Raw genomic sequence first — 11,862 nt, forward strand, 5'->3', positions numbered from 1 at the left:
GGAACACCCCTCATCCGTCGCCTTCGGCGACACCTTCTCCCACAAGGGGAGAAGGAAGAAACTGCACTACGGCCTCCTGAACCCGGTCGGGCCGCCATAGAGATAACCGATGCGATCAACCGCGTCCTTCAGCCCTTCGCGCGACACCAGCATGGTGTGGCCGTTGGCATGGATCATCGTGTCGGCGTCGGTCATGACGGCGACATGGCCCTTCCAGAACACCAGATCGCCGCGTCGCAACCCGGAGAAATCAGATCCTGGTTCCAGCGGCTCGCCAAGTGTCGCCGCCTGCATGTCGGAATCGCGCAGCACGTCTCTGCCGGCCATTCGCATCGCCAGTTGCACCAGGCCCGAACAGTCGATGCCGAAACCGGAAGTGCCACCCCAGAGATAGGGCGTGCCGAGAAACGCCTCGGCAACTGCGACATAGTCGGGGGCAGCTTCACTGAGCGGCCGCAGATGAACTGCAATCAGCGTCTCCCCGGAAGGCAGGACCGCATAGTGCGTACCGCGTGTCTCGGCAGCCTCGGTCACTGTCACCGTCGATCCCATCGACAATTGTCCGGCGATTGGAAAGCGCAGATCCGGCCCGGGGTAGAGGAAGGTGCGCGGCACGCAGACGATGTGCGTCGGCGCATGGTCCCGTTTGCCCAGCATCGTGTCGGCGACGTAGCCGACATAGCCGTCGCGTTCGGCCTGGACCCAGGCCCAGCCCTCAGCGACATCGAAGACCAGGACATCGTCGCCGAACAGCGCTTGCGTGTTGACACCGGCGTCCGGCCGCGGCGCCTTGCGCATATCGGCCACTGACGCGGTGACCCGCGCCGGCCGGCCGGCGACGAAGCGCTCGGCGGTGACCTCGCCCTTCAGCCTTGCATCGGCGAGGTCGGAGCGAAAAGCGTGAAGGCGGGCATCCCTGGCAGTCAAATCGAACACTCTGTTGAAAAGGTAATGCGCTCACATCGGCAGTTCGAGCGCCTTGGCGATGATACCATCGCCGAAGCGCTCGACAAAGAGCGCGCCCTCGACCGTGCGCCTGATCAGAACATTGCGCTTGTCGAGTTCGTCGCGATGGCGCGACACAAGTTTCAAAGCGCCCATCGTGTCGAGGGCGCGGGTGATCACCGGCTTGGTGACATTGAGGCGCGCGGCGAGCCCGCGCACGGTATGTGGCGGCGGATCGAGATAGATGGTGAACAGGATCGCCGTCTGGCGCATGGTCAGATCGGGCGCGTCGTCGCGCACCTGTGACAGCATCACTTGCTGCCACAGTCGCAAGGCCTGGCTCGGGCGCATAGCAATCGACATCGCGCCAGCATGACGGCAAATTGTTTCGGTTCCGTTTCAGTCGAGGCAATTTTGCCGGCTCTGCCTGCAACCGTCAGCCGTAGCGTTTCGCGATGATCCGCTCTAGGGCGCGGATGCCTTGTGCCTCGCCGCCGGCGGGGCCATGCGGGCGATCGGCCGGGTTCCAGGCGAAGATATCGAAATGCGCCCAGCCCGCGGTCTTTTCGACGAAGCGTTTCAGGAACAGCGCCGCCGTGATCGAGCCGGCGAAACCGTCTGATGTGACATTGTTGATGTCGGCGATCTTCGACGACAATTTTGCATCGTAGGGCCGCCACAGCGGCATGCGCCACAGCGGATCCTCGACCGCGACGGAAGCCGCCGCAAGATCGGATGCCAGCGCTTCGTCACTTGTGTAGAACGGCGGCAGATCGGGGCCGAGCGCGACGCGGGCAGCCCCGGTCAGCGTCGCCATGTCGACCAGAAGCTGCGGCTCCTCCTCGTCGGCCAGCGCCAGCGCATCGGCCAGCACCAGCCGCCCCTCGGCATCCGTATTGCCGATCTCGACAGTGATGCCCTTGCGGCTCGCAAGCACATCTCCGGGCCGGAAGGCGTTGCCGGCAATCGAATTCTCAACCGCGGGAATGAGCACGCGCAGCCGCACATTCAGCCCGGCAGCCATGATCATCGAGGCGAGGCCAAGGACATTGGCAGCACCGCCCATGTCCTTTTTCATCAGCAGCATGCCGGACGATGGCTTGATGTCGAGACCGCCCGTGTCGAAGCAGACGCCCTTGCCGACCAGTGTCACCTTCGGCGCCCCTTGCTGCCCCCATCGCATATCGATCAGGCGCGGTGCGCCGGCCGACGCACGGCCGACAGCATGGATCATCGGGAAATTCCGGTCGAGGAGATCGTCACCCTTGACCACCGAGACTTCGGCCTTGTGCCTGGCGGCCAGGGTCCGCACCGCCTGCTCCAAATCTTCCGGACCCATGTCGCTGGTCGGCGTGTTGACCAGATCTCGTGTGAGGAAGACGCCATCGGCGATGCGGCCTACGCGCCCGGCATCGACCCCGGCCGGCAGGCCGAAGCGCAGCGCCTTGCCTGACTTCTTGCCGTAACGGGTGAAGACATAGCCGCCGAGCAGCAGCGCGGTCGCCGCGAGGTCCGGCTCGGCCGGCGCCGAGGCGAAATGCCAGTCGCCTTCCGGCAAGGCTTTCGACAGCGCGCCAAAGGCGAGCGCGCCTTCGCCATCGCCGATACCAAACAAGGCGCCGCCGAGCGCCCCGTTTTCGCCGGGTACGACCAGCGTCCTGCCTGCCTCGCCGGAAAAGCCGTTGGCCCTGGCCCAGGCGACAGCGGCCGGCGCAAGGCCGGCCGCGTCCAGACCGTCCCTGGCGACCAGATGGACCGGCAGCGCGCCCGGCAATGTCTTCCTGACGAGTTCGACAGGCATGCGATGTTCTCCGTGTGAGTCGCCGTTCTTAACCGTCCGTTAGGGTTAACAGAATATTTCTGCGGGAGGGAAGACGGCCACGCAATGGCCGCGCATGAATGGAGGCTTAGGTGGCCATGCCGACCAACCGCAGGATCAACGCCAGGGGAAAACGGCTCATCACCACGGCCCTTGTGCTGGCGCTGGCGGCGGGCGTCGCCGGCTGCGGAACCGACAAGCTCTCCACCGGCTCTATCGCACGCACCAGCGGCAAACCGCTGGAAAGCATGTCGGCCGGGGAACTGCACAATGCCACCGGCGCACTCGGCCAATCCTACGCGAAGAACCCCAACGACAAGCGGATCGCGACGAATTATGCGGCGGCATTGCAGATGGATGGCGACGCCGATCAGTCGCTGGCCGTGATGCGCAAGCTCGCCATCGCTTTGCCCAAGGATCGTGACGTTCTTGCCTCCTATGGCAAGGCGCTGGCCGCCAATGGCCAGTTCGAGGCGGCACTCGACGCCGTGCGCCGCGCTCAAACACCGGAATATCCCGACTGGAAGCTGGTGTCGGCCGAAGCGGCCATCCTCGACCAGACCGGCCAGAAGGACGATGCGCGCCAGCTTTACCGCAAGGCGCTCGACCTTAAGCCGAACGAGCCTTCCGTGCTCTCCAATCTTGGCATGTCGTATGTGCTGGAAGGTGACCTGCGCACCGCCGAAACCTATATGCGCTCGGCCGCGCAGCAGCCGAATGCGGACAGCCGCGTCCGCCAGAACCTGGCACTGGTCGTCGGCCTGCAAGGCCGGTTCGACGAGGCCGAGAAGATCGCCTCGCAGGAGCTCTCGCCCGAACAGGCGCAGGCAAACGTCGCCTATCTCAGGCAGATGCTGGCCCAGCAGAATGCCTGGAGCCAGCTCAAGGACCAGGACAAGCCGAAATCCGCGACCAACTGAGACCACAATCCCGATGCCCAACGAAGAAGCCGCGCTGCATGCGCGGCTTCTTCGTTTGAGGGAATGCAGGAATTTGCCTTGCCGCTACTGGGCGTTTGTTGCCGGCGCCGGATGATCGCCGAAGATACCGCGCTGGCTGACCTGAATGCCGGCGGGACCCAGGATGATGGCGAAGAGCACCGGCAGGAAAAACAGGATCATCGGCACTGTGAGCTTTGGCGGCAGGGCGGCGGCCTTCTTCTCGGCCGCATTCATGCGCATGTCGCGGCTTTCTGCGGCAAGCACGCGCAGTGCATGCGCCACCGGCGTGCCGTAACGCTCGGCCTGGACGAGCGCCTGCGACACCGACTTGACCGAATCCAGGCCGGTGCGGCTTGCCAGGTTCTCGTAGGCCTGCTTGCGCTCCGGCAGGTAGGAAAGCTCGGCGTTGGTGAGGATGAACTCTTCCGCCAGCGCCACCGATTGCGCGCCGATCTCGTCGGCGACCTTGCGCAGTGCCGCTTCCACCGACATGCCCGATTCGACGCAGATCAGCATCAGATCGAGCCCATCCGGCCATGCCATCTGGATCGACTGCTTGCGCTTGGTGGCGCGGTTGTTGACGTAGATGACCGGTGCGTAGAAGCCGCCGTAAGCAACGAGGATGCAGACGAACAGCCTGATGACCAATGGCTTGTCGGGCAGTCCTCCGAGCACGAAGATGTAGATTGCGGCCAGCGCGAAACCGACAAAAGGAAGCACGAGACGGAAGAAAAGAAACCGCGTCAGCGGATTCTGTCCACGAAAGCCGGCCACCTTGAGTTTCTGCAAGGTGCCTTCATCGGCGAGCGCGCGTCTCAGATCCAGCCGGTCGACAATGTTGCGCATGCCGATCGACTGTTCCTCGCGCAAGCCCTTGCGACGGCGGTCGGCCTCGACCGCAAGCCGGGCGCGCTGTTGCGCACGCAGTTCGTCGCGTTCCAGCGCAACGGATTTCATGCGTGATTTGAGCTGGTTTCCGCCAAACGCCGGAAGCAAGGTGAAGACGGTCGCAAACACCGCTATCGCGACCAGCATCGCGATCAGGAAGCTCGGATCCGTCAGGGTCTTGATGACTTGCTCGGTCATGCCAGCATCCTAGACTTCGAAGTTCATCATCTTGCGCATCACCAGGATGCCGATCAACATCCAGACCGCAGAGCAACCAAGGATCAGGTTTCCGACGCTGGTGTTGAAGAGCGGCATCAGGTAGGCCGGGCTCGACAGGTAGACGAGAAAGGCGACGATGAAGGGCAGCGCGCCGATGATCGCGGCGGACGCCTTCGCTTCCATCGACAGCGCCGCGACCTTGGCTTTCATCTTCTTGCGATCGCGAAGCACGCGCGAAAGATTGCCCAGCGCCTCGGAGAGATTGCCGCCGGCCTGCGACTGTATCTGGATAACGATGCCGAAGAAGCTTGCCTCGGTACAAGGCATGGTTTCGGGCATGCGCAAGGTCGCGTCGGGGATAGAGAGGCCCATCTGCTGTGAATCGACGATGCGGCGAAACTCGGTCTTCACGGGTTCGGGCGATTCGTTGGCGATCAAGCGCACGGCGTCGTTCAGCGGCAGGCCGGATTTGACCGCGCGCACGATGATGTCGAGCGCATTTGGAAATTCGTTGAGGAATGCCTTGACCCGGCGGGCGCGACGAAACGTGACGAACCAGCGCGGCAGGCCCAGCCCCCCGGCCAGCAGCACGCCCGGCAAGGCGATCAACGGGGCTCCGGCCACAAAGGCGACAATCGTCAAAACGACGCCGCATATTGCAGAATATATGTAGAAACGCTCGATGGTGGTCTTGAGGCCGGCCTGACGAAGCTGGGCTTTCAGCGGCGGTTTCTTGACGCGGCTGTCCTTGGTTTTCTGCTTGGCATCGAGTTCGTTGAGCGAATCCTGAACCGATTTGCGCCGCTTGACGGCTTCCGCCACGCGGTCACGCGAGGCCTTGACGACGGAGCGATCCGTCTCGGCGGTCTTGATCGTTTCGAGCCGCTTGCCGACCTGTTTCTCGTTGCTGATCCGGGTGAACAGAAATGCATAGGCGACGGCGCCGGCGCTGAAGCCGGCGAGCACGACAAACGCCAGTACTGTGCCGTCAATTCCAAACATTGGCCCGAACCCTTACACCCCAGCATGCGTCAGTCAGCGCGTTTCTCCATCGCCTCGAGCGCAATGGCGAGACGCTGCTCCTCGCCGTAATAGCGTGCGCGCTCCCAGAAATGCGGACGGCCGATGCCCGTCGATACGTGCTCACCCAACAGCCTGCCGTTGGCGTCCTCACCCTTGATGTTGTAGAGGACGATATCCTGCGTGATGATGACGTCGCCTTCCATCCCGATCACCTCGGTGATGTGGGTGATGCGGCGCGATCCGTCGCGCAGGCGCGCCGCCTGGATGATCACGTCGATGGAACCGACGACGATTTCGCGCACTGTCTTCTGCGGCAGCGAATAGCCGCCCATGGCAATCATGGATTCGATACGGTTCAGGCATTCGCGCGGGCTGTTCGAGTGGATCGTGCCCATCGAGCCGTCATGGCCGGTGTTCATCGCCTGCAGAAGATCGAACACCTCGGGTCCGCGCACTTCGCCGACGATGATGCGCTCTGGCCGCATGCGCAGACAGTTCTTGACCAGGTCGCGCATCGTCACCTCACCCTCGCCCTCCAGATTGGGCGGGCGGGTTTCGAGGCGCACCACATGCGGCTGCTGCAATTGCAGCTCGGCCGAGTCTTCGCAGGTGATGACGCGCTCCTCGCGGTCGATATAGTTGGTCAGGCAATTGAGCAGCGTGGTCTTGCCCGAACCGGTGCCGCCCGAGATCACGATGTTGCAGCGAACACGACTGATGATCTTGAGAACTTCGGCGCCCTGCGGCGAGATGGCGCCGAACTTGACCAGCTGATCGAGCGTCAGCTTGTCCTTCTTGAATTTGCGGATGGTGAGCGTGGCGCCATCGATGGAGAGTGGCGGCGCGATGACGTTGACGCGGGAGCCGTCGGGAAGGCGCGCGTCGCAGATCGGGCTGGATTCGTCGACGCGGCGGCCAACCTGGCTGACGATACGCTGGCAGATGTTGAGGAGCTGCTGATTGTCACGAAAGCGGATACCGGTCTGTTCGACCTTGCCGTTGACTTCGATGTAGACGTTCCTGGAGCCGTTGACCATGATGTCGGCGATGTCGTCGCGGGCGAGCAGCGGCTCGAGCGGCCCATAGCCGAGCACGTCGTTGCAGATGTCCTCGAGCAGCTCTTCCTGCTCGGCGATCGTCATTGCGAAGTTCTTGATCGCGATGATGTCGTTGACGATGTCGCGGATTTCCTCGCGCGCGCTTTCAGGATCAAGTTTGGAAAGCTGCGACAGATCGATGGTGTCGATGAGCGCGGAGAAGACCTGGCTCTTGGTGTCGTAATAAGTTTCGCTCTTTTCGCGCTGTACCCGCTTCGGCTCAGGCGCCAATGGCGGTGCCTCGACCGCACGGCGCGCCGGCGGCGCGACAGGCGCGCTTGGCGCCGCCGCGGGCCGGGTCAGAACCGCTGTGTCCATGGAACTTGCAGCCGGCGGCGCAACCGGCGCCGGTGCTGGCTGGCGAAATTCCGGCGTGAACCGGTTGCCGTCGTCGCTGCCTCTTTTACCAAACATGATCGACTACCGATTCCACTGCTGAAGCGTCACTTCTTGTTGCGCGAGAGCTTGCCGAGCAGGCTGCCGAGCCCGGCCTTCTTCTTGGCCTTGATTTCGCTGCGCCCGGTCAGCACATGCGCCATTTCGTTGATCATCGCGACAACCGGGTTCTTGGCATCCATTTCGCCAAGCATGCGTCCGTTGTTGGCGGCATTGCCGAACAGCAACGGATCAAAAGCAATGACCGACATCGGCGACAGGCCGAGCGGCTCGGCGAAATCGGACGGCGAAATCTCCGGGCGCTTCGGCACGCCGGCCTGGTTGATGATCAGCTTGGGCGGCGGATCATTGGGACGAAGCCGCTTGAGCATATCGACCAGGTTCTTGGTGTTGCGCAGATTGGCGAGTTCCGGTGTCGCGGTGATGACGATCTCATCGGCCTTGACCAGGGTGTTCTTGGTCCAGCCCGTCCAGGCATGGGGGACGTCGAGCACCAGAAGCGGCACGCTGCGCTGGGCGGTGTCGATCAGCTGAACGAAGGCCTCGGGATCGAAATCATAGACCCGTTCGAGCGTCGAAGGCGCTGCCAACAGCGACAGATGCTCGGCGCACTGGGTCAGCAGCCGGTCGAGATAGACTTCATCGATGCGTTCCGGTGAAAACACCGCCTCGGCGATGCCTTGCGCCGGATCCTGGTCGAAATTGATGTTGGCGGTGCCGAAAGCCAGATCGAGATCGGCGACGACCACTTCGGATTTGAACAGGGAGGACATCGCCCAAGCCACATTGTGGGCGATCGTCGAGGAGCCGACACCGCCCTTGGCGCCGACGAAGGCGATCGAGCGGCCGAGCGGCTCGGCTTCCGGATCGATGAAAATCGACGACACCACGCTGACGATGTCGGCCATCGAGACCGGGGCGATCACATATTCGGAAATGCCGTTGCGGATGAGCTCGCGGTAGAGGCCGACATCATTGTAGTGGCCGATCACCACCACCTTCGACGTCGGATCGCAATATTCCGAGAGCTGGGCGAGTTGTTCCAGCAATTGCTTCGGCTCGCTGCGCGATTCCAGCAGGATCAGGTTGGGCGTCGGCGCCGATTGGTAGAATTCGATGGCGGTGGGGACGCCGCCCATATGGACCTTGAGATGCGCCTTCGTCATGCGGCGGTCCTCGCCGGCGCGCTCGACCGGGTTGGCAACACCCTCGGTCTCGCAGAATGCCTGGATCGAGATGCGCGGGATCGGCCGCAACGCCTGCATCGCGGCGATGTCCTGCTGCGAGGTATCGCTGCCGTCCACCGGGGCGTCGTAGGCAAGGTTGCTCATCGTCATGCTCTTTCCCGTGGCCTGTTCTGTCCAAGACTGGCGGCTCAGTACGTCACTTCCGAATTGCCGAGGAACTCTTCCGAAATGCCTCTTGCGCGGTAGACATCGATCACCGCGCCGCGGTTTTCAGCATCAATGGTGGAAGGTTTGCGCGGGCCGAGCAGATCGGCGGGGTTGGCCATCTGGGCAGCAAGATTGTTCTGATAAGAGCAGCCGAAATCGGCATAGTGCTTGTTTTCGGACGTGTCGACGAGGTCGGCTGGCCAGCGTCCGCATTTGTCGGTCTGCGCCCTCACCGCAACATAAGCGACGCGGACCGGCGAGGATATCTCGCTGGAGGCAGCCTGATAGGAGGTGACGACAAGCCGGTTGCGCTTGACGCCGCTGGCGATCGCGAGCCGGGCGAAATCACGGGCCGCCGCGGTCGCGGCGACCTCGTTGGCCGATCCGCTCGGGACCTGGATCGTCAGCGTCGGGGCGGCACTTCTGTCATAACCATCCAGGAAGCCAAGAAGCGTATCGCGCTGAGAGCCCGTCATGCCACGGTCACCGGCACCAACCGGGAGGTCGATCTTTTGATTCTTCTCGGCGATCACGATCGGATGGTTGGTGCGGTAATCGTCCGGTATGGCGCCGACCGTGATGCTGTCGCGCTGGGCGCAGCCGGCCAGCAGCGCAGCCACCGCAACCGCCAGGACAGGAACGGCTTGCCGGCAGACCCGCGAGCGGCCAAAGCGCATCGCTGCCGCGATGGTGCTTGCCTTCAATGCTGACTGAGACATGTCCGCTTCCCCGCTCACTTGTAGATGAAGCCGACAACGCCGTGGTAGCGGCCGTTGGGCTTGTCTGTCTGCATGGTGCCGTAGACGCGATTGACGCGGCCAAGGAACATGCCGGCGCCATCGCTGGCGGCGTTGAAATTGTCATCCGGCTTGGCAAGGTCGTTGCGGGCCACCGGCTTCACCAGATAGGGCGTTATGATGATGACGAGCTCGGTCTCGTTGCGGACGAAGTCCCTGCTGCGGAAGAGCGAGCCGAGCACCGGGATCTTGGCCAGACCAGGCAGGCCCGAGATAGCCTGGCGAACGTCGTCGCGAACGAGACCGGCGATCATCATCGACCCGCCCGAAGGCAATTCGACAGTGGTATCGGCAAGCCTTTTGCGGATCGACAATATCGTCATACCGGGTTGAGTGCCCGAACCTTCGAGGGTCGGCGCACCATCCGTGGTCGGCTCCGATACGGAGGTTCTGACCTTGAGGCTTATGCGCCCCGCCGACAACACGACCGGCTGGAACTCGAGGCCAATGCCGTATTCGATCTTTTCAAATGAATATGTCGTCAGGCCGGTCTGATTGTCGGTCGAGACATTGCTCGAGCGACCGGTGGCCAGATTGTACTCGCCGCCGACCTTGAACGTTGCCTTCTCGCCCGACACGGCGGTGAGGGTCGGCTCGGCCAGCGTCTTCATCACGCCGCTTTGCTCCATGGCATTGATGTAGGCCTGGAGGCCGTTTCCGATCCCGTCTCCCAGCAACAAACCGGAACTAGCCGAAATCGGCTTGCCCAACCCGAAAGCAGGCGAACTTGCCGCGCTGTAAGAAATGCCGTTGGAGCTGCCGCTGCCGACCATGTTGACGCCGAGCTGCTTCATCACGGAACGGCTGACTTCGGCGACCGTGACCTTCAGCGTAACCTGGTCGTCGCCAATGATCTGCAGCAGGTTGACGATCTTGCTGGTGCGGCGCTCCTGGTCCGGATTGTTGATGTCGACACCGCTCTGGGCCGAACCGCCGGCTGCGGTCTGCGAATACTGTCCCGTCGTCGCTTCACCACCCGAAACGAAGATCGTCGCCAGGTCGACCGCGCGTTTTGCGTCCAGCGGCGTGTCGACCGTTCCGGTCAGGACGACGTTGTCGTTGAGCAGTTCCACCTTGATGGCCGACGTCGGCAGGAAGCGCCTGATATAATCCTCAAGGCCGGCAACGTCGCGTTCGACAGCCAGGTCCAGGCTGACGATCTGCTCGCCATTCGGGCCGAAGACAAAAATGTTCGTCTCGCCGACCGCCTTGCCGAACAGATAGATGCGCCGCGCGGTGCGGGTCACCGCATCGGCAACCGCCGGGTTGGCGACGAGAATGTCGTAGGCATCGCTCGGCAGGTCGATGACCACCGACTTGTTGAGGCCGAGTTTGACGCGCTGGGTGGCCGTCGATGCCGTGACCTGCGCGTTCTTTGCCTCGACAACGCTGCCTTGCACATTCGTTCCGACGAGCAGCAGGCCGAATGCCGCGGCTACGATTGCCGGCAGTTTACCGCTTAGCCTCATTTCCTTGCCCCTACTTCGGAAACTTCGCCCGACTTGATCAGCCTCACCGTTCCCCTGCGGCCATTGCCGGAAACGAGATAGTCGGCCTCACCCAGATTCTTTTCCTGCGTGTCCGCGACTGCCCGCAGCGCCAGGGTCAGGCGATCCGCCATCTGTTGGGCGACGGTGATGATCTCCGCCTGCTTGGGCGTCAGTTCCAGCGTGGCGGTCTGACCTACCCTGGTCTTCTTGCCTTCCTCGTCTTCCTGAATGGTCTGATCGATGGCCAGGACGCGGATGTTCTTGAGGATGGTCTCGGTGTTGAAGCCGGCGGCGCCGCTGGCGGCATCGGCCCTGCGGGTCATGATGACGTCGACGAAATCGTTGGGAAGAATGAAGCCGCCGGCCGAGGTATCGGCCGAGATGGCCGTGGCGACCGCCCGCATACCGGAAGGCAGGATCGACGACATGAAGCTCTGGCCCTCGCCGATCAGCTTGGAGCGCCGCAGCGGTTCTCCGGCATACATCGCCACACGGGCAACGGAACTCTTCAGCTTGTCCAGTGCCTCGGGCTCGGCGGTGCGGGTGATGAAATTCGCGTTGACGCCGTCGGCGGGCCAGGATTGCCAGGCGATGTTGTTTTGGATCGGGTTGCCCATCGGAACGTCGCCTGAAAGCACAAGCACATCCTGGAGCGCCACCGCCGGGGCCTGGGGACCGGAATCGACGACGACCTGGGGCGGCGGTGCCACCATGTTCTTCGCGACATAGCCAGCGCCACCCGCCGCGGCCACCGCCACGCTCAGAATTATCAATCGCGATGCTGGCATTTGTCCGAACCCTTGCCCTGGCAAACCACGTAGCCAAGCCGGACTTTGCAGCGGCAATCGTCAAA

General features: G+C 62.9%; 11 protein-coding genes. 1 reads left to right on the forward strand and 10 read right to left on the reverse strand.

The window, feature by feature from the left end:
- Window positions 1-66 precede the first annotated feature (66 nt).
- The 3 genes from EOB49_RS13940 to EOB49_RS13950 form a co-directional block, all read right to left on the reverse strand.
- The gene (locus EOB49_RS13940) at window positions 67-927 is read right to left on the reverse strand and encodes an NlpC/P60 family protein (protein ID WP_127381295.1); all 861 of its coding nucleotides are present in this window, start codon (window positions 925-927) and stop codon (window positions 67-69) included.
- A 30-nt stretch (window positions 928-957) separates the two neighbouring features.
- Window positions 958-1,308: a MarR family winged helix-turn-helix transcriptional regulator gene (locus EOB49_RS13945; protein WP_013533675.1), complete on the reverse strand. Its 351-nt coding sequence runs from the start codon at window positions 1,306-1,308 to the stop codon at window positions 958-960.
- A 73-nt stretch (window positions 1,309-1,381) separates the two neighbouring features.
- A complete protein-coding gene (locus EOB49_RS13950) occupies window positions 1,382-2,746 on the reverse strand; it encodes a M17 family metallopeptidase (RefSeq protein ID WP_127381296.1) in 1,365 nt (454 codons plus the stop codon).
- Window positions 2,747-2,862: 116 nt separating this feature from the next.
- Between EOB49_RS13950 and EOB49_RS13955 the strand changes: the two genes are divergently transcribed.
- A complete protein-coding gene (locus EOB49_RS13955; RefSeq protein WP_127321198.1) occupies window positions 2,863-3,684 on the forward strand; it encodes a tetratricopeptide repeat protein in 822 nt (273 codons plus the stop codon).
- Between the two features lie 84 nt (window positions 3,685-3,768).
- On the opposite strand, the gene EOB49_RS13960 is transcribed toward EOB49_RS13955, so the two are convergent.
- The 7 genes from EOB49_RS13960 to cpaB are packed head-to-tail and all read right to left on the reverse strand — an operon-like array spanning window position 3,769 to window position 11,797.
- The gene (locus EOB49_RS13960; protein WP_127321199.1) at window positions 3,769-4,791 is read right to left on the reverse strand and encodes a type II secretion system F family protein; all 1,023 of its coding nucleotides are present in this window, start codon (window positions 4,789-4,791) and stop codon (window positions 3,769-3,771) included.
- Window positions 4,792-4,800: 9 nt separating this feature from the next.
- Window positions 4,801-5,814: a type II secretion system F family protein gene (locus EOB49_RS13965; RefSeq protein ID WP_127327688.1), complete on the reverse strand. Its 1,014-nt coding sequence runs from the start codon at window positions 5,812-5,814 to the stop codon at window positions 4,801-4,803.
- Between the two features lie 29 nt (window positions 5,815-5,843).
- Window positions 5,844-7,346: a CpaF family protein gene (locus tag EOB49_RS13970; protein WP_127381297.1), complete on the reverse strand. Its 1,503-nt coding sequence runs from the start codon at window positions 7,344-7,346 to the stop codon at window positions 5,844-5,846.
- A gap of 29 nt (window positions 7,347-7,375) precedes the next feature.
- Window positions 7,376-8,665 (reverse strand): CpaE family protein, encoded by a 1,290-nt coding sequence (locus EOB49_RS13975; RefSeq protein WP_127381298.1) that lies wholly within the window; start codon window positions 8,663-8,665, stop codon window positions 7,376-7,378.
- Between the two features lie 38 nt (window positions 8,666-8,703).
- Entirely contained in the window at window positions 8,704-9,441 is a 738-nt protein-coding gene (locus tag EOB49_RS13980) for a CpaD family pilus assembly protein (protein ID WP_127381299.1), read from the reverse strand.
- Between the two features lie 14 nt (window positions 9,442-9,455).
- Window positions 9,456-10,988 carry a type II and III secretion system protein family protein gene (locus tag EOB49_RS13985; RefSeq protein WP_127381300.1) on the reverse strand — a complete coding sequence of 511 codons (1,533 nt, stop codon included), beginning with the start codon at window positions 10,986-10,988 and terminating at the stop codon, window positions 9,456-9,458.
- On the reverse strand, window positions 10,985-11,797 hold the full coding sequence (gene cpaB / locus EOB49_RS13990; RefSeq protein WP_127327693.1) for a Flp pilus assembly protein CpaB: 813 nt from the start codon (window positions 11,795-11,797) through the stop codon (window positions 10,985-10,987). Before cpaB ends, EOB49_RS13985 begins: the two co-directional genes overlap by 4 nt.
- Window positions 11,798-11,862 lie beyond the last annotated feature (65 nt).

This window comes from Mesorhizobium sp. M7A.F.Ca.MR.148.00.0.0 (assembly GCF_003997735.1).
In the GTDB taxonomy this organism is placed as follows: Bacteria; Pseudomonadota; Alphaproteobacteria; order Rhizobiales; family Rhizobiaceae; genus Mesorhizobium.